21 protein-coding genes are annotated in these 22,490 nt (G+C 61.9%); 19 read left to right on the forward strand and 2 right to left on the reverse strand.

Features of this window, described 5'->3' with window-relative positions; translation table 11 throughout:
- The first annotated feature begins 38 nt into the window (after nt 1-38).
- Together R6254_RS19545 and R6254_RS19550 are read left to right on the forward strand one after the other, a co-directional pair.
- Entirely contained in the window at nt 39-680 is a 642-nt protein-coding gene (locus tag R6254_RS19545) for a response regulator (RefSeq protein WP_318409342.1), read from the forward strand.
- A 60-nt stretch (nt 681-740) separates the two neighbouring features.
- Complete coding sequence (locus R6254_RS19550; protein ID WP_318409343.1) at nt 741-2,309, forward strand: sensor histidine kinase; 1,569 nt, start codon at nt 741-743, stop codon at nt 2,307-2,309.
- Between the two features lie 84 nt (nt 2,310-2,393).
- On the opposite strand, the gene R6254_RS19555 is transcribed toward R6254_RS19550, so the two are convergent.
- Nucleotides 2,394-3,461 (reverse strand): MBL fold metallo-hydrolase, encoded by a 1,068-nt coding sequence (locus tag R6254_RS19555; RefSeq protein ID WP_318409344.1) that lies wholly within the window; start codon nt 3,459-3,461, stop codon nt 2,394-2,396.
- Nucleotides 3,462-3,575: 114 nt separating this feature from the next.
- Between R6254_RS19555 and R6254_RS19560 the strand changes: the two genes are divergently transcribed.
- The 16 genes from R6254_RS19560 (at nt 3,576) to R6254_RS19635 (ending at nt 19,951) form a co-directional block, all read left to right on the forward strand.
- Nucleotides 3,576-3,986: a MerR family transcriptional regulator gene (locus tag R6254_RS19560; RefSeq protein ID WP_318409345.1), complete on the forward strand. Its 411-nt coding sequence runs from the start codon at nt 3,576-3,578 to the stop codon at nt 3,984-3,986.
- A gap of 31 nt (nt 3,987-4,017) precedes the next feature.
- Nucleotides 4,018-4,461: a PaaI family thioesterase gene (locus R6254_RS19565; protein WP_318409346.1), complete on the forward strand. Its 444-nt coding sequence runs from the start codon at nt 4,018-4,020 to the stop codon at nt 4,459-4,461.
- Between the two features lie 54 nt (nt 4,462-4,515).
- Nucleotides 4,516-5,697, forward strand: coding sequence for an isovaleryl-CoA dehydrogenase (locus R6254_RS19570; RefSeq protein ID WP_318409347.1), 1,182 nt, complete (start codon nt 4,516-4,518; stop codon nt 5,695-5,697).
- A gap of 103 nt (nt 5,698-5,800) precedes the next feature.
- A complete protein-coding gene (gene can, locus R6254_RS19575) occupies nt 5,801-6,454 on the forward strand; it encodes a carbonate dehydratase (RefSeq protein WP_318409348.1) in 654 nt (217 codons plus the stop codon).
- Nucleotides 6,455-6,506: 52 nt separating this feature from the next.
- A complete protein-coding gene (gene aceK, locus R6254_RS19580; RefSeq protein ID WP_318409349.1) occupies nt 6,507-8,318 on the forward strand; it encodes a bifunctional isocitrate dehydrogenase kinase/phosphatase in 1,812 nt (603 codons plus the stop codon).
- Nucleotides 8,319-8,328: 10 nt separating this feature from the next.
- Complete coding sequence (locus R6254_RS19585) at nt 8,329-8,805, forward strand: hypothetical protein (protein WP_318409350.1); 477 nt, start codon at nt 8,329-8,331, stop codon at nt 8,803-8,805.
- A 28-nt stretch (nt 8,806-8,833) separates the two neighbouring features.
- Entirely contained in the window at nt 8,834-10,015 is a 1,182-nt protein-coding gene (locus R6254_RS19590) for an acetyl-CoA C-acyltransferase (RefSeq protein WP_318409351.1), read from the forward strand.
- A gap of 159 nt (nt 10,016-10,174) precedes the next feature.
- Nucleotides 10,175-11,425, forward strand: coding sequence for a glutamate carboxypeptidase (locus tag R6254_RS19595; RefSeq protein ID WP_318409352.1), 1,251 nt, complete (start codon nt 10,175-10,177; stop codon nt 11,423-11,425).
- 97 nt (nt 11,426-11,522) lie between these two features.
- The gene (locus tag R6254_RS19600) at nt 11,523-12,650 is read left to right on the forward strand and encodes an acyl-CoA dehydrogenase family protein (protein WP_318409353.1); all 1,128 of its coding nucleotides are present in this window, start codon (nt 11,523-11,525) and stop codon (nt 12,648-12,650) included.
- Nucleotides 12,651-12,805: 155 nt separating this feature from the next.
- On the forward strand, nt 12,806-14,374 hold the full coding sequence (locus R6254_RS19605; RefSeq protein ID WP_318409354.1) for a DUF1800 domain-containing protein: 1,569 nt from the start codon (nt 12,806-12,808) through the stop codon (nt 14,372-14,374).
- A gap of 23 nt (nt 14,375-14,397) precedes the next feature.
- On the forward strand, nt 14,398-15,582 hold the full coding sequence (locus R6254_RS19610) for a DUF1501 domain-containing protein (RefSeq protein ID WP_318409355.1): 1,185 nt from the start codon (nt 14,398-14,400) through the stop codon (nt 15,580-15,582).
- A gap of 75 nt (nt 15,583-15,657) precedes the next feature.
- Complete coding sequence (locus tag R6254_RS19615; RefSeq protein ID WP_318409356.1) at nt 15,658-16,074, forward strand: rhodanese-like domain-containing protein; 417 nt, start codon at nt 15,658-15,660, stop codon at nt 16,072-16,074.
- Nucleotides 16,071-16,502: a YchJ family protein gene (locus tag R6254_RS19620; protein ID WP_318409357.1), complete on the forward strand. Its 432-nt coding sequence runs from the start codon at nt 16,071-16,073 to the stop codon at nt 16,500-16,502. Before R6254_RS19615 ends, R6254_RS19620 begins: the two co-directional genes overlap by 4 nt.
- Nucleotides 16,503-16,582: 80 nt before the next feature.
- Entirely contained in the window at nt 16,583-17,266 is a 684-nt protein-coding gene (locus R6254_RS19625) for an HAD family hydrolase (RefSeq protein ID WP_318409358.1), read from the forward strand.
- Nucleotides 17,267-17,276: 10 nt separating this feature from the next.
- Complete coding sequence (locus tag R6254_RS19630; RefSeq protein WP_318409359.1) at nt 17,277-18,686, forward strand: patatin-like phospholipase family protein; 1,410 nt, start codon at nt 17,277-17,279, stop codon at nt 18,684-18,686.
- A gap of 104 nt (nt 18,687-18,790) precedes the next feature.
- Entirely contained in the window at nt 18,791-19,951 is a 1,161-nt protein-coding gene (locus R6254_RS19635; protein WP_318409360.1) for an aminotransferase class V-fold PLP-dependent enzyme, read from the forward strand.
- Between the two features lie 32 nt (nt 19,952-19,983).
- Here R6254_RS19635 and R6254_RS19640 read toward each other — a convergent pair whose 3' ends face one another.
- The gene (locus R6254_RS19640) at nt 19,984-20,991 is read right to left on the reverse strand and encodes an SLAC1 anion channel family protein (RefSeq protein ID WP_318409361.1); all 1,008 of its coding nucleotides are present in this window, start codon (nt 20,989-20,991) and stop codon (nt 19,984-19,986) included.
- 118 nt (nt 20,992-21,109) lie between these two features.
- On the opposite strand from R6254_RS19640, the gene R6254_RS19645 reads away from it, so the two are divergent.
- On the forward strand, nt 21,110-22,063 hold the full coding sequence (locus R6254_RS19645) for a GlxA family transcriptional regulator (RefSeq protein ID WP_318409362.1): 954 nt from the start codon (nt 21,110-21,112) through the stop codon (nt 22,061-22,063).
- The last annotated feature ends 427 nt before the right edge of the window (nt 22,064-22,490 follow it).

Genomic DNA, 22,490 nt, shown 5'->3' on the forward strand with positions numbered 1-22,490 from the left:
GTTTAAATTGCTAGTTGAATTTTTTTTAGGCTTTTCCTATGCCGCGTGAACCTTTGTCTTTTGAGAGTGCCATCACGGCGACCGATTTCTCCAGCGAGGACTATTGCGGCACCACCTATGCCGCGAAACTGCTGGGCCTGTCGGTGGCCACGGTGCAATCGTTGGTGGAAAAAGGCGAAATTGAGGCCTGGAAAACGCTGGGTGGCCATCGCCGGTTGTCCCTGCGCGCCATCAACGGCTACCTGCAAAAACACAGTCCGCAACTGGCGCATGCCGACCCGGACCCCAGGAGCCGCCTGAGTGTGCTGGTCGTGGAAGATGACGAGGCCGCACGCGAGTTGTACAAAGCCCAGTTCGAGCAATGGGACATGACGGTGGATTGCAGCTTCATGAACTCCGCCCTGGAAGCCTTGATGGACATCGCCAGCATGCGGCCTGACCTGTTGATCACGGATCTGAACATGCCCGGGGTCGACGGCCTGGAGATGCTGCGTGCGCTCAAGCGCAACCAGCAGCTGTCGGCCATGCAGATTTTGGTGATCAGCGGCTTGCCCGAAGAGGTGGTCAAGGAACGAGGCGGACTGCCACCCAGCGCGCATTATCTGGAAAAACCAATCAATTTCGACTGGCTGCATGGCTACATCACCGCATTGCTGGTGGCCAATCGAAAATGGCGTTAAGCCCGTCGCAGCTTATTTGCACTTGAAAGGGCGGACCCGGTCCCGCGTCCATTGACTACCTTGACAACATGGCTGAAGTCGCTGACCCGGTCCAAGAAGCGGCCAGGGAGTGGGGTGGTTGACGGTCAGGCCGGCAAGGCGACAGAAAGTCTGGACACTTTCCAGTCCGGCTTGGAGCTGGCGACCGAGGGGATTGTTTTGCTGGACAGCCAGGGGCAGCTGCTGGCGATGAACAGCCGGGCCCGCGATCTTTTTCAAGCAGCGCAGGCCAGTTTGACGGGCATCCCGTTCTGGGATGCCGTGCCGGCGCCGATTGCCGAGAAGCACCGCAGCCTGGCCGAGCAGGTCTTGGAGGCCGGCGACAGTCACACATTTTTTGCCCATCATGTGTTTGAGGACCAATGGGTGGAGTACCGCATGAAGCGGCATGCCGACGGACTGGTGGTCAACCTGCGGGATGTCAGCGAGACCCGTCAGGCCTTGCTGCAACTGCAGGGCAGCGAGCTTTGCAACCAACGCCTTTTTGACGCGAATGCGCAAGCCATGTGGCTGTTTGATCCCTCTTCCCGGCGTCTTCTGGCGATCAACCAGGCGGCGGCTGCGTTTTACGGCATGGCGCAGGATGCCTGGGACGCCCTGCCGGTTGAGACACTTTTCCCGGACGGGGAAGGTGCGGGCTGGCTGGACTCCCTGCCGGCGGGGGATTTCCAGCCGCAGATGCGGCTGTGCACCCAGCAAAAAATGAATGGCGAGCGTGTGCTCGTGGAGTTGGCCTGCAGCCGTGTGCAGTGGTTCGAACACGCCGCCGTGCTGGTCAGCGTGGTGGACGTGGGCGCCAGGCACCTGGCCGACGTGCAGTTGCAGCGGCGCAATGCCGTGCTGGCGCAGCGTCTCGAGCAATGCAATGCCGACTTGCAACGCAGCCACCAGGAGCTGGAGGCTTTCAGCTACGCCATGTCCACCGATCTGAAAGCACCTTTGCATGTGGTCAACGGTTTTGCCAAGACGCTGGCGGAGCGGTATTCGGCGGCGCTGGATGCGCAGGGCCAGCATTACCTCGCGCGCATTCGCGCCAGCACCCGCCAACTGGCCAAACTGATTGACGATTTACGCACCTTGACCCATTTGCCGCGCAGGCCCCTGACGCCCGAGTTGCTGGACCTGGCGCCGGTGTGCCAACGCCTGATTGACGACTTGCGCCAGCGCGAGCCGGAGCGGCAACTGGTGCTTGAAATGGCGGCGACCTTGCCACTGGTCGGCGACAAAAACCTGCTGGCCACGGCCTTGGCCTGCCTGATCGACAACGCCTGGAAGTTCAGCGCCAAAAAAGAGCAGGGCTGGATCAAGATCGGGCTGGTGCCGGGCAAATCACCGGCCGGGTGTGTGTTGTTTGTGTCGGACAACGGGGCTGGTTTTGACACCACCTACGCCGACAAGTTGTTCACACCGTTTCAGCGGCTGCATTCGGCCGCTGATTTTCCCGGCGGCGGTTTGGGCCTGGCCATCGTCAAGCGGGTGGCCGAGCGCCATGGCGGCACGGCTTGGGGGGTGAGCTCCGACCAGGGCGGCGCCAGCTTTTTCCTGTCCCTGCCGCAGGGCGGCGGCAACACCCTGCCGCCAGTTTCTTAGCGTGCGCAGCGCAGGGCCGCCCCAAGCAAGCACAGCCCCCTCGGGGGGCAGCGAAGTACACGAAGTGACAAGCGTGGGGGCATATCAAGCTGGCTGGAAGCGGTAAACACCATCGGCCCCGAGCCGGCGTTTCAGTTTGCCTTCAAACCACAAGGTGTGCAGATGGGCCACCGCCTCGCCCAGGGCGAAGGTGGTCTGGTGCACATCCAGCTTGCGCTTGAACATGACCGGCAGGATGTCCGCGCCGCTGCAGGGGCTGGCCTCACAGGCTTCCATGACTTCTGCCAGCCGGTCGTGGTGGTGCGCGTGCAATTGCGCGATACGCGTGTGCAGGCCCTTGAAGGGTTTGCCGTGGGAAGGCAGGGTCAGTGTCTCGGGCGACAGTGGCTTGAATTTGTCGATGGACTGCAAAAACAGCGTCAACGGATTGGACTCCGGTTCCGCGTCGTACACGCTGACATTGGTCGAAATACGCGGCAGGATCATGTCGCCGCTGATCAGCAAACCGGCGTCGGGGCAGGACAACGCGATGTGTTCCGGCGCATGGCCATAACCGCTGATGCAGGTCCACTGGCGGCCGCCTATGGCGATGACCTGGCCGTCCATCATGCGGTGGTAACGGCTGGGGACATCGGGCACCAGGCCGGGGTAGTAATTGGTGCGGCCCCGGATTTGTGTGATGTATTCCGGGTCGCTCAGCCCGTGCGCGACGAAAAAGTCGGCCGCGCTGGCGCCGCCAAAGCCGGTGGGGCCCAGGGTGCTGAGCCGGGCCGTGTGGTAATCGGTGGCGCTCATCCACAGCGGCGCGTTCCAGCGTGCGCACAACCAGTGCGCCAGCCCGATGTGGTCCGGGTGCATGTGGGTGACGATCACGCGCAGAATCGGTAAATCTTCCAGCTCGTTGGCGAAAATGGTTTCCCATTGCGCCCTGGATTCATCTTTGCTGATGCAGCAATCCACCACCGTCCAGCCCTCGCGCGGGCCCTCCGGGCCGTCCAGCGTATCGCGCAGCAGCCACAGGTTGATGTGATCCAGCGCAAAAGGCAGGCGCATCCTTATCCATTTGACGCCTGGGGCTACCTCCAGCGTGCCGCCGGGCGGCGGCAAGGCATCGCCAAAAGGATAGTGGAGTTGTGCTTCCAGTTCATTCATCTTGTAAGATCGCTCAGTAGGTTGACGTTTACGTTAACGTAAGTTCGAAGATCCCTCATTACACCTGATTTATCGGGCGGTTACACAAAGGTCCTGTCCCCAGGGTTTCACAGCATGGCAAGCATCACCTACTCCATCAGCGATCTGGCCAAAGAGTTCGACCTGACCACACGCGCCATCCGGTTTTATGAAGACATGGGGCTGCTGCAGCCGCAGCGCGAAGGGCCGGGCGGGCGCAACCGCGTCTACACAGCGCGCGACCGGACCCGACTCAAGCTGACCTTGCGCGCCAAACGGCTGGGGCTTTCCTTGGTGGAGGCCAAGGAAATCATCGACTCCTACGACAGCCCGCGCGACACGGCCCCGCAGCTTAAGAAATTCCTGGACATCCTGAGCGAACACCGCAAGAAGCTGGAAGCTCAGATGTTGGACTTGCAGGCCAATCTGGACGAGATACGCACCCACGAAAAAGACGCCAAAGCGCTGCTCGGCAAGGCTGAAAAGCCGAAAAAAGGTCTCTTGTAGGCCGAAACCAAATTATTCAGAGGTCCTTCATATGGATGCAGCCACCGCGCCGTCAGAGTTGTTCCGGCGCATAGAAACGAGCTTTTTACGCCAGGGGCTGATGCAGCACCTGGGTGCCCGGCTGCTGCGCGTCGAGCCCGGCCTGTGCGAGGTGGCGCTGCCGTATTCGGAGCGTGTGACCCAGCAGCAAGGCGGCTTTCACGGTGGCGCCATGGGCGCGCTGGCCGACATTGCCGGCGGTTATGCCGCGTTGACGGTGGTGGCATTGGACGCCGAGGTCACCACCGTCGAGTACAAAATCAATTTCCTGGCCGGCTTCACGGACGGCGAGTTGCGCGCGGTGGGCCGCGTGGTCAAGGCCGGAAAACGCATCATCGTGACCACGGCGGAAGTGAGTCACCTGGACACAGGCGGCAAGGAAAGTGCCTGCGCCATGATGCAGCAGACGCTTGTTCCCGTCCCCAAAACCTATTAAACACGCGCCCCAGACCCTCTCCGGCGCGCACCTTCAGCCTTCAGAAAGACCATCATGACAAACATGCCAGGACTCAATTTCCAGCTCGGCGAAGACATCGATGCGCTGCGCGACACCGTGCGCGATTTTGCGCAGGCCGAGATCGCCCCGCGTGCCGCCGAGATCGACCGCAACGACCAGTTCCCCATGGACTTGTGGCAAAAAATGGGTTCCCTGGGCGTGCTCGGCATCACCGTCAGCGAAGAATACGGCGGCGCCAACATGGGTTATCTGGCACACATGATCGCCATGGAAGAGATCAGCCGCGCCAGCGCGTCCGTCGGTTTGTCCTACGGCGCACACAGCAATCTGTGTGTGAACCAGATCAAGCGCAATGGCAGCGAGGCGCAGCGCAAAAAATACCTGCCCAAACTCATCAGCGGTGAACATGTGGGTGCGCTGGCCATGAGTGAGCCCAACGCCGGCAGCGACGTGATCAGCATGAAACTGAAAGCCGAAGACAAAGGCGGTTATTACGTCCTCAACGGCAACAAGATGTGGATCACCAACGGGCCGGACGCCGATACCCTGGTGGTTTACGCCAAAACCGAGCCCGAACTCGGTGCACGCGGCGTCACCGCCTTTTTGATCGACAAAGGCATGAAGGGGTTTTCCGTCGCGCAAAAACTCGACAAGCTGGGCATGCGCGGCAGCCACACCGGCGAGCTGGTCTTCAAAAATGTGGAAGTTCCGGCGCAAAACATCCTGGGCGGCCTCAACGGCGGCGCCAAAGTGCTGATGAGTGGCCTGGACTACGAACGTGCCGTGTTGACCGGCGGCCCTCTGGGCATCATGCAATCCGTCATGGACAGCGTGATTCCCTACATCCACGATCGCAAGCAGTTTGGCACTTCCATTGGCGAGTTTCAGCTGATCCAGGGCAAGGTCGCCGACATGTACACCGTGTTGCAGGCCGGGCGCTCGTTTGCCTATACCGTCGCCAAAAACCTGGACATGCTGGGCACTGAACATGTGCGCCAGGTGCGCAAGGACTGCGCTTCGGTCATTCTCTGGTGCGCGGAAAAAGCCACCTGGATGGCCGGCGAAGGCGTGCAGATTTTCGGCGGCAACGGTTACATCAACGACTACCCGCTGGGCCGGCTCTGGCGCGACGCCAAGCTCTACGAAATTGGCGCCGGCACCAGCGAGATCCGCCGCATGTTGATCGGGCGCGAGCTGTTCGCGGAGACGATGTAAATCCCGAATGAGTCATGGCCTCGCCGTATGAATGCCCCGGATCGAAAGTCGGGCAGACGCCGCCAGGCCGACACAACTGTCAAAGAAGGTGAAAATAGTATCCATGACCTCCATTCAAGACCTCTTTGCCCATAACCGTGCCTGGGCCGCGCAGATGGAGCGCGAGCGTCCAGGTTTCTTCACAGGGCTGATGTCCCAGCAAAAGCCGCGCTACATGTGGATTGGCTGCTCCGACAGCCGCGTGCCAGCCAATCAGATCACCGGTCTGGAGCCGGGCGAGATATTCGTGCACCGCAATGTGGCCAACGTGGTGGTGCCTACCGATCTGAACTGCCTGTCCACCATCCAGTACGCCGTGGACCAGTTGCATGTCGAACACCTGATGGTGGTGGGCCACTATGGCTGCGGCGGCGTGCTGGCGGCGCTGAACGACATCCGCGTGGGTCTGGCCGACAACTGGATCCGCCACGTCAAGGATGTGCGCGACAAACACCGCGGACTGATAGCCGCGACCGCGCCCGAACATCGTCACGATGCGCTGTGCGAGCTCAACGCCATTGAGCAGGTCGTCAACATTGCGCACACCACCGTGCTGCAAGACGCCTGGGCAAGCGGCCAGAAGGTCACGCTGCACGGCTGGTGTTACGGGCTCAAGGACGGGCTCATCAACAACCTGAACATGTCCGTGGACAGCAACGAAGGGCTGGATGCCCGCTACCAAGCCGCCGTGGCTGGCGTGGCGGCGGCGCGCCGCTAAAGTCGCGGGGCCATTCCCGACACGCTGTCGTCTGCTTCAGGAAGCCTTGTCCATGTTCCCCCAGCGCCTCGACTCGCCGCTTGCTTACGACATCGCCAAAGCGATGCGGGATGGCTTTAACCGCCATTACCAGTTGTTTCGCAGCGAGTCGGCGCGCGCCAAACACCGTTTTGAAACAGGGGACTGGCACGGCCAGCAACGGGCGCAGCGGGAGCGCATCGAGTTTTACGACCTGCGGGTGCGCGAAGCCTCGATGCGGCTGGAGCGCGAGTTCAAGGCGGGCGAACAAAGCATGGATGTGTGGCACCAGGTCAAGCTGCATTTCATTGGCCTCTTGGTAAACCACCAGCAGCCGGAGCTGGCCGAGTCTTTTTTCAACTCGGTCACCACCAGAATTCTGCACCGCAGTTATTTTCAGAATGATTTCATTTTTGTCCGGCCCGCGGTCAGCACCGAATACATAGAAAACGAAGAGCCGGCCGCGCTGCCAACCTACCGCGCGTATTACCCGACCCCCGAGACCCTGCAGGCCACGGTCATGCAACTGGTGCAGGACTTTGATTTACGCCTCGATTTTGAAGACCTGTCGCGTGATGCCGGCTATGTGGTCGAGGCCTTGCGGGAGCGCTTGGGTGATGTCAAGCTGCGGGCCAATTTTCAGATTCAGGTTTTGTCCGGCCTGTTTTTTCGCAACAAAGGGGCTTACGTCGTCGGCAAAATCATCAACGGTTTCAGCGAGCTGCCGGTGGCCCTGCCGCTGCTGCACGGCAAACACGGCAAGCTGATCATTGATGCCGCGCTGTTTGGTGAAGACGACTTGCTGATCCTGTTCAGTTTTGCCCGAGCCTACTTCATGGTCGACATGGGTGTGCCTTCCGCCTACGTGCAGTTTTTGCGCAGCATGATGCCGCGTATGCCACGCGCGGAAATTTACAACGCCTTAGGCCTGGCCAAACAGGGCAAGACCCTTTTTTACCGCGATTTTCTGCACCACCTGCGGCATTCTTCCGACAAGTTTCGCATCACCCCCGGCATCAAAGGCATGGTCATGCTGGTGTTTGACCTGCCTTCGTTTCCTTATGTGTTCAAGGTCATCAAGGACTATTACCCGCCGCAAAAAGACACGACACGTGAGAAGGTCAAGGGCAAATACCTGCTGGTCAAGCAGCACGATCGCGTTGGGCGCATGGCCGACACCCAGGAGTATCGCGAAGTGGCTTTCCCGCGCGATCGTTTTGATGACGAACTGATTGCCGAGATCGAAAAGTTTGCGCCCAGCCAGCTGGAGATCAGCGACCGCGATGGCGACGGGCAGACCGAAGTCATCATCAAACACGTGTATATCGAGCGCCGCATGATCCCGCTCAATATCTACCTGCAGGAAGCTTTTGATATTGGCGTCAAGGAGCCCGAGGCAAGGGAGCAGATTGAACGGGCGGTGCTTGAATACGGCAACGCCATCAAGGACCTGGTGGCGGCCAATATTTTCCCCGGCGACATGTTGTTCAAGAACTTTGGCATCACGCGCCACGGCAAGGTGGTGTTTTACGACTACGACGAGATCGAATACATCACCGATTGCAACTTCCGCCGCGTGCCGACACCGCGTAACGATGAAGAAGAAATGAGCGGCGAGGTCTGGTACACGGTTGGGCCCAAGGATGTGTTTCCGGAAACCTTCGCCCCCTTCCTGCTGGGCAACGACGCAGTGCGCGAGGTCTTCATGAAACACCACAGCGAGCTGCTGGACGCCGCCTTCTGGCAAAGCCACAAGGAACGGATTGCCGCCGGCCATGTGCATGACGTGTTCCCCTACGAGCGGGACCGGCGTTTCGGGCGCAAATACGCCGCGCGGAAAGCCTGAGGGCACCACCATGAGAGACGTTTGGGAATATGCGAGTTTTGTGGTCACGGCCCTGGCCTTGCCGTTTGCGATCATCTTTTTTGCGCTGGAGCAGCGCAAGGAGCGCAACAACGAGGAAGAGGCCGCTTACCAGTCGCTGTCGGACGCCTACAGCGATTTTCTGAAAACAGTGCTGGCCAACCCCGACCTGCACCTGCGCACCAACGAACCGCTGGACAACCCGACGCGCGAGCAGAACGAGCGGACCATGATTATTTTCGATATGCTGATCTCGCTGTTCGAGCGCGCTTATCTCGTGGCCTGGGCCGAACGGATGAGCGAGGTCGAGGCGCGTCGCTGGAACAGCTGGGACGACTACATGCGCGAGTGGTGCCAGCGCGAAAGTTTTTTCAATGCCTTGCCGCTGCTGTTGCGCCGCGAGGACCCGGGCTTTCAGAAATACATCTTGCGTGTCGCTCAGGAAGAGCGCGGCACGCTGATTCAATGATTCACGTTTTTTAATCAAGGAGAAAACCATGTCTGATTCCATCGTTATCATCGGCGCCGCCCGTACCCCCATGGGCGCGTTTCAGGGCGACTTTTCCAGCCTGTCCGCGCATGACCTGGGTGGCGCGGCCATCAAGGCGGCCATCGAGCGCTCCGGCATCGCGCCTGAAAAGGTCGACGAAGTCTTGTTCGGCAACTGCCTGATGGCGGGCCAGGGCCAGGCGCCCGCGCGCCAGGCGGGTTTCAAGGGCGGCCTGCCTGCCAGCGCCGGCGCGGTTACCTTATCCAAGATGTGCGGCTCCGGCATGGAAGCCACCTTGCTCGCGCACGACCAGTTGCTGGTCGGCAGCCGTGACGTGATGGTCGCTGGCGGCATGGAAAGCATGACCAATGCGCCGCACCTGCTGCTCAAGGGCCGCAGCGGCATCCGTATCGGCCACGACCGCGTGATGGACCACATGATGCTGGACGGCCTGGAAGACGCTTACGAACCCGGTCGCGCCATGGGCACGTTCGGCGAGCAGTGCGCCGAAAAATACCAGTTCACGCGCGAAGCGCAAGATGCGTTTGCCATCACCAGCGTGCAGCGCGCCAAGGCCGCCACCGAGTCCGGCGCCTTCAAGGCCGAGATCACCCCGGTCACCGTCAAAGGCCGTGCCGGCGACACCGTGATTGCCATCGATGAAGGCCCGGGCAAGGTCAAACTCGACAAGATCGCCACGCTGCGTCCGGCCTTCAAGAAAGACGGCACCATCACCGCAGCCTCCAGCTCCTCGATCAACGACGGCGCCGCCGCGCTGGTGCTGACCCGCGAATCCACCGCCAAGGAACTGGGCGCCAAACCCATCGCCCGCATCGTTGGCCATGCCACCTTTGCCCAGGCACCCGAGTGGTTCACCACGGCGCCTGTCGGTGCGGTGAACAAGCTGCTCAAGAAAATCGGCTGGAGCGTGAAAGACGTGGACCTGTGGGAAGTCAACGAGGCGTTTGCCGTCGTGCCCATGGCCGCGATGAAAGAGCTGGGCATCAGCCACGACATCGTCAACGTCAACGGCGGCGCTTGTGCGCTGGGCCATCCGATTGGCGCCAGCGGTGCCCGCATCATCGTCACCTTGATCCATGCGCTGCAAGCCCGTGGCTTGAGAAAAGGTGTGGCGACCTTGTGTATCGGTGGCGGCGAAGGCACCGCTCTGGCAATTGAGTTGCTATAAATTCAGTAGCTGCTTGCGCAATGTCCACCTGGGCTAGGGCCCTATTTTTCTTAAGAAATCGAGCAAGCTCCGATCCAGGGGATCGGAGCTTCGCGCGGCACGGCTGGCTGCGTGCTGCCATGAAAATCGACGAGACAACCCTCTGAATCTGGAACACCAATGAAGATTGCTACCCCTTGGAAAATGCGCGCCGTCGTGGCGCTGGTCACGGCTGTGCTTGCCAGCGCAAGCTGGGCCCAGGCCCGTGATGAAAAACTGTTTGGCGCGGCCAGTGCCGAGCAGTCGGCCACCGTGAAAACACTGGAGCGCCTGGTCAACATCGAGACCGGCACCGGCAACACCGACGGCATGGCCGCCATGGGCCAGTTGCTGGAAAACGAACTGAAAAGCCTAGGTTTCACCGTCACCCGGCAAAAAGCCGCGGGCGATGTGGTCGGCGAAAACATCGTTGGCCGCCTGCAGGGCAAAGGCGGCAAGCGCCTGCTGCTGATCGCACACATGGACACCGTGTACGTGAAGGGAACGCTGGAAAAAGCACCGTTCCGCATCGACGGCAACCGCGCTTTCGGCCCCGGCATCGCCGACGACAAGGGCGGCATCGCCGTCATCCTGCATTCGCTGCGTGTGTTGAAAGCCCAGGGTTTCCAGGGTTTTGGCGGCATCACCGTGATGTTCAACACCGACGAGGAAAAAGGCTCCTTCGGCTCGCGCGACCTGATCCAGGCGCTGGCCAAGGAAAACGATTACGTCTTGTCCTTCGAGCCGACCATGGCCATGAAAGAGAACCTGACCCTGGGCACCTCGGGCATCGCCTATGTCGAAGCCAAGATCAAGGGCAAGGCTTCACACGCGGGCGCGGCGCCCGAGCTGGGTGTCAATGCACTGGTCGAGGCGTCTGACCTGGTGCTGCGCACGATGGATATCGACAACAAGGCAGGGGACTTGCGTTTCAACTGGACCGTCGCCAAATCCGGCGCGGTGAGCAACATCATTCCCGATGAAGCGACCTTGAGCGCCGACGTGCGTTATGCCCGCAACGAAGACTTCGAAGCCGCGATGAAGAAGCTTGAAGAAAAGGCCGCGAAGAAGCGCCTGCCCGATGCCCAGGTCCAGGTCAACGTCGTCCGTGGCCGTCCGGCCTTCAACGCCGGCACGGAAGGCCGCAAGCTGGTGGACAAGGCCGTGGCCATCTACAAGGAAGTTGGCGCCGAGTTGACCATTGTCGATCGCACTGGCGGCGGCACCGATGCGGCGTATGCGGCCTTGTCGGGCAAACCTGTGATCGAAAGCCTGGGCCTGCCCGGTTTCGGTTATCACAGCAACCAGGCCGAGTTCGTGATGATTGATGCGATCCCGCGTCGTCTCTACCTGACGACCCGCATGATCATGGACCTGGGTCAAGGAAAATAGTGGCCCCCACGTTCGCCCACTGCGTGTGGCTCTCTGCCCCCCGAGGGGGCGCTCGCGTCTTGGGACGGCCCGGCGACGCTCAGACCAGGACTCTTTCATGTTGTTGACCCAAGACCAGGAAATGATCCGCGACGCGGTTCGCGCTTTTGCGAAAGAAGAACTCTGGCCCCACGCCGCGCGCTGGGACAAGACACACGACTTTCCGACAGCGGCGCATCAGGGCCTGGCGGCGTTGGGCGCTTACGGCATTTGTGTGCCCGAAGAGTTTGGCGGCGCCAACCTCGACTACGTGACCCTGGCGCTGGTTCTGGAAGAAATTGCCGCCGGCGACGGCGGCACCAGCACCGCCATCAGCGTGACCAACTGCCCGGTCAATGCCATCCTCATGCGTTACGGCAACGCAGCGCAGAAAAAACAATGGCTGGAGCCGCTGGCGCAGGGTCAGATGCTGGGTGTGTTCTGCCTGACCGAGCCACATGTGGGCAGCGATGCCTCGTCGCTGCGCACCACGGCGGTGAAGCAGGGCGATGAGTATGTGATCAACGGCGTCAAGCAGTTCATCACCAGCGGCAAAAACGGCCACGCGGCGATTGTGATTGCGGTCACCGACAAGGGCGCCGGCAAAAAAGGCATGAGCGCCTTTTTGGTGCCGACCAGCGCACCCGGTTATGTGGTCGCGCGGCTGGAAGACAAGCTGGGCCAGCACAGCAGCGACACGGCGCAGATCAATTTCGACAACTGCCGTATTCCGGCCGAGAACCTGATTGGTGCCGAGGGCGAAGGTTACAAGATCGCCCTGGGCGCGCTGGAAGGCGGACGTATAGGCATAGCCGCGCAAAGTGTGGGCATGGCGCGCAGCGCTTTCGAGTTTGCCGTGGCCTACGCCAAGGAGCGTCAGAGTTTTGGCACCGCCATCTTTAACCACCAGGCCGTGGGTTTCCGCCTGGCCGATTGCGCGACCCAGCTTGAAGCGGCACGCCAGCTGATCTGGCATGCGGCCAGCCTGCGTGATGCCGGTCGGCCTTGTCTGAAGGAAGCCGCCATGGCCAAACTTTTCGCCAGCGAAATGGCCGAAAAAGTCTGCAGCGCCGCCATCCAGACCCTGGGTGGTTATGGCTATGTGAGCGACTTCCCGGTCGAACGTATTTACCGCGATGTGCGTGTCTGCCAGATTTACGAAGGCACCTCCGACGTGCAAAAAATCATCATCCAGCGCGCGCTGTGATTTAGAAGGCTTCCTGGATTCCGGCCGCACGCGAGCCCGGCTGTAGGCCTTGTTTTTTGTAAAGGTGGTCGGGGCTGTAGGCGCTGCGTTCTGTTCTGGCGTTAGAGTAGGTCGGCGGGCCAAACCGCTTGGCCAGAACCCACCAGGAAAAAACCATGAAGACCTCGGTCCCCAGCATGCTGGCGCTGCTCTGCTGTTGGGCTCTGAGCGCTTGCACCGCACCTGGCGTCACCGGTATCAATGGCAACGCGGGGATGCCGGTCGCTCCGGTATCGGGAAAGCCGGCCGCTGTGGAGACCTTCAAGTTCATCAACCACCTGTCCTGGGGTGCCAACACCGCTGCGGTCGCGTCTGTGGATGGCGCTGGTCTGGACCAATACCTGCGCCAGCAATTACACCCGTCTCCCGCACGGCTTGCGCCGGCGGTGCAGGCGCAAATCGACGTCATGACCATCAGCCAGCGACCGGTGCTTGCGCTGGAGCAGGAGATGGCGCAACGCCGCAAGGATGCCGCGGCGCTGGCCAACGACGACGAGAAAAAAGTGGCTTTGCAGGCCTGGCAGCAGGAGATGAACCGGCTCGGGCGCGAGGCGGCCACGCGCCACATCCTGCGTGCGCTTTATTCGCCGAACCAGATCCAGGAACAGATGACCTGGTTCTGGATGAACCACTTCAACGTTCACCAGTACAAGGCCAATCTGCGCGCCACGATAGGTGACTACGAGGACGCGGCGGTCCGACCGCGTGCGCTCGGCAAGTTCAGGGACTTGCTGGGCGCAGTGGCGCATCACCCGGCCATGCTGGTCTACCTCGACAACGTGCAAAACGCCGCCGGGCGTATCAACGAAAACTATGCGCGTGAACTGATGGAGTTGCACACGCTGGGCGTGAACGCCGGCTACAGCCAGCGCGACGTGCAGGAACTGGCACGCATCCTGACCGGTGTGGGCATCAGTTACGGCGCGAACGAGCCGAGGCTGCGCCCCGAATTGCAGCCGTATTACGTGCGCCAGGGCGTGTTTATGTTCAACCCCGCGCGGCATGATTTCGGTGCCAAGGAGTTCCTGGGCCAGCCCATACGCGGCCGCGGCCTGGCCGAGTTCGACGAGGCGCTGGACCGCCTGGCCAGTGCGCCGGCCACGGCGCGTTTTATCAGCCGCAAGCTGGCGGTGTACTGGCTGGCGGACGACCCGCCAGCGGCGCTGGTGGAACGTATGGCCCAGACTTTTTTGAGCAGCGACGGCGACATCGCCGTGACCTTGCAGTCCCTGCTGAACTCTCAGGAGTTTGCGCAGGCGGCCGGCCGCAAGTTCAAGGACCCGGTGCGTTACGTGATTTCGTCGGTGCGCCTGGCCTATAACGACAAGGTCATTCTCAACGTTGGTCCCATCCTGAACTGGCTGAACCGCATGGGCGAGCCGCTATACGGACGCCAGACACCTGACGGTTACCCCCTGGTGGATTCGGCCTGGGCCAGCTCGGGCCAGATGGCCACACGTTTTGAAATCGCCAAGGCCATAGGTTCGGGCAGTGCCGGTCTGTTCAAAACCGACGAACCGCAGCCGCGCGAGCGGCCGGCCTTTCCGCAACTGGCCAGCGCCCTGTACGAGCAGGCCATCAGCCAGACGCTGAGTCCAGCCACCTTGCATGCGCTGGACCAGGCGGCCTCGCCGCAGGAATGGAACACCTTGTTGCTGTCTTCCCCCGAGTGGATGAACCGTTAAGAAACTAATTAGTAGGAGTCGCCATGAAACGTCGCAACTTGCTGCAATCCGTCGCAGCCCTGTCGCTGGCGGCGGGCGCCGGGCAACTGCTGGCCGCTCCAGCCGCGCAATCGCGCCTGCTGGTGGTCTTTTTGCGCGGTGCTTACGACGCCTGCAACCTGCTGGTGCCTATCTCCAGCAACTTTTATTACGAGGCGCGTCCCGATATCGCCGTGCTGCGCCCCGGCGCTGATCTCAACAGCGCGCTGCCACTGACGGCCGACTGGGGCTTGCACCCGGCGCTGCGCGACACGGTGTATCCGCTGTTTCAAAAAGGCGAGCTCGCTTTTATTCCCTTTGCCGGGACCGACGACAGCTCGCGCAGCCATTTCGAGACCCAGGACAGCATCGAGCTGGGCCAGGCGCTGGACCGCAGCCGGGACTACCGCTCGGGGTTTATGAACCGGCTGGCGGCGGTGGTCAATGGCGCTGCGCCGATTGCCTTCACCAACCAGCTGCCGCTGGTGCTGCAAGGCCAGGTCCAGGTGCCCAATGCGGCACTCAAGGCGGTGGCCAAGTCCTCGGTCGATACGCGCCAGAGTCAGCTGATTGCCTCCATGTACCAGGGCACGGCGCTGGCCTCGCGCGTGGATGAAGGTTTTTCGGTGCGTGACGAGGTGATGCGTGAGATGTCTGCCGAGATGGATGCGGCCAGCCGCAACGCCATGACGGCCAAGGGTTTTGGCGGCGAGGCGCGCCGCATCGCGCGCCTGATGCGTGATCGTTACAACCTCGGTTTTGTCGATGTAGGCGGCTGGGACACCCATGTCAACCAGGGTGGCGCCCAGGGCTATCTGGCGAACCGGTTGGACGAACTCGGCCAGGGCCTGGCCGCTTTTGCGCAGGAAATGGGGCCGGCCTGGCGCGATACCACGGTGGTCGTGGTGAGCGAGTTCGGCCGCACCTTCCGGCAAAACGGCAACCGCGGTACCGACCATGGCCATGGCACGGTGTATTGGGTCTTGGGCGGCAGCGTGCGTGGCCAAAGAATGGCCGGCGAGCAGGTCCGGGTTGAGCCCGCCAGCTTGTTCCAGAACCGCGACTACCCCGTGCTCAACGAGTACCGGGCGGTGCTGGCGGGCCTGTTCGCGCGCCAGTTCGGGCTCAACACCGGCCAGCTCGACCAGGTGTTTGCTGGCGTCAAAGCGCGGGATCTGGGCCTGCTCTGAAGCGGGCGGGCCGTGTGTCCGCTATTCTTGGGTGTTCGAGGCCTGTGCCGCCCGAACATTTTCAGGAGAACGCGGATGCCCATCACCAAAGGTTTCCAGGCCCTCGTCGACGAGGCCATGGCCGAGGTCAAAACCTATAGCGTTGAAGAGGCCAAGGCCAAACTCGCCGATCCCAGCGTGCAGCTTGTCGACATCCGCGACGTGCGCGAGTTGACTGCCGGCACGGTGGTCGGCGCTTTCCATGCGCCACGCGGCATGCTGGAGTTCTGGGTAGACCCGGCTTCGCCCTACCACAAGCCGATGTTTGCCGACGACAGCAAGGAGTTCATCCTGTTCTGCGGCGCCGGCTGGCGCAGCGCACTGGCGACCAAAACCTTGCAGGACATGGGCATGCGCAACGTTGCCCACATTGACGGCGGTTACGCCGAGTGGGTCAAGCAGGGCGCGCCGACCGAAACCCTGGAAGCGCGCAAGGCGAAAAAGGGCGCATGACAGTTTTTCAGCCTACTCAGCCCTGTCCCTGCGGCCGCCTGGGGCCGTCCAAAAAACCGCTGGCTCTGGCCCACTGCTGCGGCCGTTTCATCGACGACTTTGCCAAGACACCGGCGCCCGACGCCGAGTCGCTGATGCGTTCGCGTTACACCGCCTTTGTGCTGGAACGCGCCGACTACCTGCTCGCCACCTGGCATGCCAGCCAGCGCCCGGCGCAGATTGAGTTCGACCCCGGCGTGAAGTGGCTGGGGCTGGACGTGCGGCAGCATCGACTGGTGGATGCGACCCATGCCGAGGTTGAGTTTGTCGCGCGCCAGAAAAGCCCGGGCAGCCCGGCCCTGCGCCTGCATGAACTCAGTCGTTTTCTGAAAGAGCGTGAAGGTGAAGGCACGGGCCGTTGGTACTATGTGGACGGCGATCAGCGCTAGGTTTATGCATGAAATAGGTCTCCAACCCTTATGGGGCGGGCGCGATAAGCTATTGATTAAGTAGCAAGAAAGATGTTGTTTTGAAATTCGATGCGGTGTTGTTTGACTGTGATGGCGTGCTGGTGGACAGCGAAGGCATCACCAACGGGGTGTTGCGCGACATGCTGCAAGAGCTGGGTTGGACCCTCACGTCCGACGAATGTATGCGCCTCTTCATCGGCAAGGCCGTCAAGGACGAGGTGAGCCTGATCGAAGCCAAGACTGGCCAGCCGCTGACCGAAGACTGGATGGTTCGTTTTCGCGAACGGCGCAACCAGGGGCTGATCGCCGGTGTCCAGGCCATACGCGGCGCGGTGGATGCCGTGGCCAAAATTCACGCCTTGTATGGCGGCCGCATCGCCTGCGCCTCAGGCGCCGACCGTTTCAAGGTCGAGCTGCAACTCGAGAAGTGTGGGCTGATGCCTTATTTCAAGGGCCGCATCTTCAGCGGCCACGAGATGCCGCGCTCCAAACCCGCACCCGACGTCTACCTGGCCGCTGCCGCCGCACTGGGTGTGGACCCCCGGCGCTGCGCGGTGGTGGAAGACACGGTCACAGGCGTCACGGCCGGTGTGGCGGCAGGCGCCACCGTGTTTGGTTATAGCCCGGCCGAGGCCGGCCACGATGCACCCGCCGCGCTGCGCCAGGCTGGGGCGACCCACATCGTGACCGATCTGGCGCATTTGCCCGGCCTGCTGGCGGGTCAGGCCCACGCCACTCTTTAAGCTTGTTGCCATGGCCCGCCATCTGTTGTTGATCTGTCGTCGCTGCGCCCTGGTCTTGCTGGCCGTGGCGCTGGTGGGCTGCTCCAGCGTCCGCCCGTGGATCAACGCGCCCCTGGCGGACGGCGTGATTCCGCAGGACCCCGACCGGATCGGCGCGGTGCAGGGGATCGCGACGGAAGACCCGTCGATGCTGGTGGCCGTCACCCTGTCGGGCGGCGGCGCGCGGGCGGCCGCCTTTGGCTACGGCGTGTTGCAGGCGCTGCACCAGACGCCCCTGGCATGGAACGGGCGCCAGGTCTCCCTGCTCGACCATGTCGGCTTTGTCAGTGGGGTGTCCGGCGGCAGCATCGTCGCCGCTTATTACGCCGCTTTTGGGGAAGAAACCTTTGAACGTTTCGAGCCCGAGTTTTTGCGGCAGAACTTTCAGGACTCGCTGATCAGCCTGGCGCTGAAACCGGCCAGCCTGGTCGAGTTGTCATCACCCTGGATGGGCCGCAGCCAGTTGCTGGAGCGGCGCCTCAATGAGTTGTACCGGGGCAAGACCTTTGCGGACATGTGGGGCCGCGCCGGCCGGCCCCGGCTGCTGATTTCTGCCACCGATCTGTCCCTGGGCTCCACCTTCGATTTTTCGTGGACCCAGTTTTCGCTGATCTGCTCCGACCTGGCCAGCGTGCCGCTGTCTTTTGCGGTGGCCTCCTCCTCGGCCGTGCCGCTGGTGCTCAGCCCGCTCACCGTGAAAAACTACGCGGGCAACTGCGCACCGCCAGACAGTGTCGAGGCACCGCCCGCCGACGCAACAGGGAGTTACCGCACACGCCTGCTGCGTTCGCAAATCAACAGCTACCAGGACGCGGCGGCGCGCCCGTATATTCACTTGGTCGACGGCGGCGTTGCCGACAACCTGGGCCTGCGCAGCCTGCTGGACCGCTCCATGAGCGCCGGTGGCATCCGCCGCGCCCTGGGTGATCTGCCACGTGGCACGGTGCGCAAGCTGGTGCTGATTGCCGTCAACGCCGAGCGCGACCCGGCCGAACGCATCGATGAAAGCGACCAAGTCCCCACCACCCTGCAGGTGGTGGATGCCATGTTGTTCGGCACCGGCGCCCGCGCCACCCAGGAAACCCTGGGCCTGCTGCGCGACGTCAGCCGGCAGTGGCAACGTGAACTCGACAACAACAGCGGCGGCAAAAGCGCTTTCGCCGATGACGCCGAGATCTACGTGATCAACGTCAACCTGCGCGACGCGCCCGAAGCCGCAGAACGCAGCCGCCTGCTGCAGATTCCCACGGCCTTTTCCATCCCGGCCGACGACGTGACCCGCCTGATCCAGGCCGGCCGCCAGGTCTTGCGCTCCTCACCCGACTTCAAGCGACTGGTGGGCTCCCTGCCATCGGCGGTGGCGCCGCAGCCCAAGCCCTGAAGCGCTGCAGGATTCCTCCGGAACTGACCCCCGCGCATGGCGTCAAATCGCGCCCCGTGCTAAGCTGAAAGACCGATTTTTTAACAAAAACTGCGAGACACACCATGCCCGGACTTCTGCCCAATATTGACCCTGATGGCCTGCTTGAATTTTCGGTGGTCTACACCGATCGCGCGCTCAACCACATGTCGAAAAGCTTCCAGGGCGTGATGACGGACATCTCCCGCATCCTGAAAGAGGTCTACGGCGCCCACTCGGTGGCGCTGGTGCCCGGCAGCGGCACCTACGGCATGGAAGCCGTGGCCCGCCAGTTTGCCGCCGGCAAACATGTGATGGTCATTCGCAACGGCTGGTTCAGCTACCGCTGGACACAGATCTTCGACATGGGGCAGATTCCCGCCTCGTCCACCGTGCTCAAGGCGCGCCAGACCGGCCCCGGCGCACAAGCGCCCTGGGCCCCTGCCGCCATCCTCGACGTGTTGGCCACCATCGCCAAGGAAAAGCCCGCGCTGGTGTTTGCCCCGCACGTGGAAACCGCTTCCGGCATGATCCTGCCCGACAGTTATTTGAAGGCCGTGGCCGACGCCGTGCATGCCGAGGGTGGCCTGTTTGTGCTCGACTGCATCGCCTCGGGCGCCATGTGGGTGGACATGAAAGCCACCGGTGTGGACGTGTTGATCTCGGCCCCGCAAAAAGGCTGGAGCAGCTCGCCTTGCTGCGCCATGGTCATGCTCAGCGAGCGCGCCCGTACGGCGATTGAGGGCACCACCAGCTCCAGCTTTGCCTGCGATTTGAAGAAGTGGCTGCAGATCATGGAGACCTATGAAAAAGGCGGTCACGCCTACCACGCGACCCTGCCCACCGACGCACTGACTCGCCTGAGCGCCGCCATGAAAGAAACCCAGGCTTATGGCTTTGCCAAGGTCAAGGCCGAGCAACAAGACCTGGGCAACAAGGTGCGCAAGCTGTTTGAAAGCCGCGGCCTGCCCAGCGTCGCCGCCGACGGCTTCAAGGCCCCCGGCGTGGTGGTCAGCTACACGACGGACCCCGACATCCAGTCCGGCAAGAAGTTTCTGGACCAAGGCCTGCAAACCGCCGCCGGTGTGCCGCTGCAATGCGACGAAGGCCCCGACTTCAAGACCTTCCGCGTCGGCCTGTTCGGCCTGGAGAAGTGGCACAACGTCGACAAAACCGTCGCCAACCTGGCAGGGGCGCTGGACCGGATCGGCGTGAATGAAAAGGTTGCAGAGGCTGTTGCCGGCTAAGCTGGTTTTTGAGATCTCCGCCCGCTGCCTGCTCAGGTAAACAGCTTGCCGTTGAGCGCGGCGCGGGCGGTGTGCAGCGTCAGAACCGCCAATGCCAGGGTCACCAGACCCAGCAGCAGCGCGGCCAGAAACCACAGCGGCCCGGCGGCCCTGAATTCCGCATACTTCAGCGCCGCGTTGACCAGCGCTGCCAGCGGAAAGCTGATGGCCCACCATCCCGCAGAAAACTTCATGCCGGCGCGGAACATTTTCGGTACCACCACGACGCACATGAACAGCGCAAAGTAAAAGAGCAGGGCAGCGAAGCGGTCTACGCCCCCCATGATATTGCTGTAGGCGAGAAAGCCCACTGCAAACGGCGCCACCAGAATCATCAGCGACGGCGTCATGGCGGGCGCATGTGGATCACCATGCACAAGCCGGCTGAAGATGAGCGCAAACAGCACGAGTGCCATCACGGCGCCGATTGCGCCGGCAAGCAGGTTGATTTCTGCAGCCCAGCCCATAGTCATCTGGCCGCCGGTGACAGGGATATCCAGCGTGGCCACGCACGGAATGATCCACGCCGGCACGGCGAGTGACGCGGCTGTCTGCCCCTTGAGCAGGCGGGAGACCGCAATGAAGGCAAGCGCAAACGTCGCCAACACACCAAGCGTCCAGATCGCTTTAGCTGCAGCACCGCTGTAGGGCCCGACGACAGCCGACAACAAGAGGATGGAGATCGCGATGGTGCCGAAGAAGTTACCGGCCACCGGATGAACAAACTCTGCACGCACGGCCTCTGGATATTTCGCAAGTTTGGTCAGGTAGCCCAGCGCCATCAACACGAAGACGCCCACAGCGAAGGCCCCAATGGCCTCGCCAACAAGCGCCGGTGCTCCGAGGCTGCCGTGCGCAAACCGCCAGGCAAGCGACAACCCCGAGAGACCCATCACCATGGCAAACAGGTTGACAGGCAACTTGCTGACAGAGGCCTCACCCCATGAATGAGTAAAGGATGAAGACGGGCTGATGGACTGGCTGGTGGACTGGGTTAACACGGCTGGCTCTTTCGCGGTATTTGGCTTGATTTGCTGTTATTGATAGTTTCTGCCAAACTGCAGCTTTCGTCTTCGCCGCTGCGGGACGTTTTCTGCCAATCATTGGACTTTGTCAGCCATGCGTGTTGCCATCCTCGCGTTTCCCCGTTTCCAGCTGCTTGACGTTGCCGGGCCTGCCGACGTTTTTGTCGAGGCATCGCGCCAGCTCGGAAACCCCCGGGCCTATCAGGTGCAGTTGATAGGCACCGAAGAAGGCATGCTCAAAAGCAGCGGCGGGCTGCGCATGGTGGTTGACTCAACCGTGGCAAAGCATCGTGGGCCCATCGACACCCTGCTCGTCGCCGGCAGCCCCAACATCAAGGACATGGCGAGCGACCTGCCCTTGCAGACCTGGTTGCGGCGCCAGGCGCGTACGGTGCGGCGCTATGGCTCGGTATGCACCGGCGCATTTGTGCTGGCCGCCACCGGGCTGCTTGACGGAAAACGTGTGGCAACACACTGGAACTCTGCCGCCCGGCTTGCGGCGGCGTATCCGGGTACGTGTGTCGAAGCGGATGCGATTTATGTCAAGGACGGCAATCTCTTCACATCCGCCGGGGTGACTGCAGGCATGGACCTCGCACTCGCCATGGTGGAGGAAGACCATGGCCGTGAGCTTGCCCTGCGCGTGGCGCGCGAGCTCGTCATGTTCCTTAAACGCCCCGGCGGCCAGAGCCAGTTCAGCGCACACCTGGCCGCGCAAACGTCCGAGCGTTCGGGTGTACGCGAAGTTCAGGACCATGTTCTTGCCAACCTGAGGGGCGATCTTTCCGTGCCTGCACTCGCGTCGCGGGCAGGCATGAGTGAAAGAAGCTTCGCCCGGATCTTTCGCAGCGAGACCGGCACAACGCCCGCAGAGTTTGTCGAGAACGCCAGGATAGACGCCGCCCGCCGCATGGCCGAAGAGTCAGACCTGCCGGCCAAGCGGTTGGCCGACGCGGTGGGCTATGCGAATGTGGATGGCTTCAGGCGGGCGTTTGGCCGGCGTCTCGGTGTGAGTCTTGTGGAATACCGAAGGCGCTTTGCGAAATGATAAATGCCGGTCATGTCTGGAAATATTTCAGGGAAAAGTCTCAGCGCGGGCTGAACACCGCCCGCTTGCGACCCGTCTTCTTTACTGCGGCATCAGCACGGCCGCTTTCACCAGGTCGGCGTGAATGCGGATATCTTCCGAGATCACCGGCCCCAGCGGTTTGGTTTCATCGGGTGCCGGTGCGATAAGACGGTGGCCAACCTGGCTGGGGCGCTGGACCGGATCGGCGTGGCCGAGCGGGTCGCTGAGGCCATGGCCGGCTGACGCGCTGCGTGTTGTGCTGCAAAAAAGCCACCCTTGTGGACAATGCCGCTCAGTTAAGCAAAGGTCTTTCGAGGCCTTTGTTGTTTGTACAGTTCAGGGCTAACAAGAAGACTGCGCGATGAGCCAGTCAATGGCCCATGCTGTACGAAGATCTGAACGAAAC

This window comes from Polaromonas potterensis (genome assembly GCF_033446725.1).
In the GTDB taxonomy this organism is placed as follows: Bacteria; Pseudomonadota; Gammaproteobacteria; order Burkholderiales; family Burkholderiaceae_C; genus Polaromonas.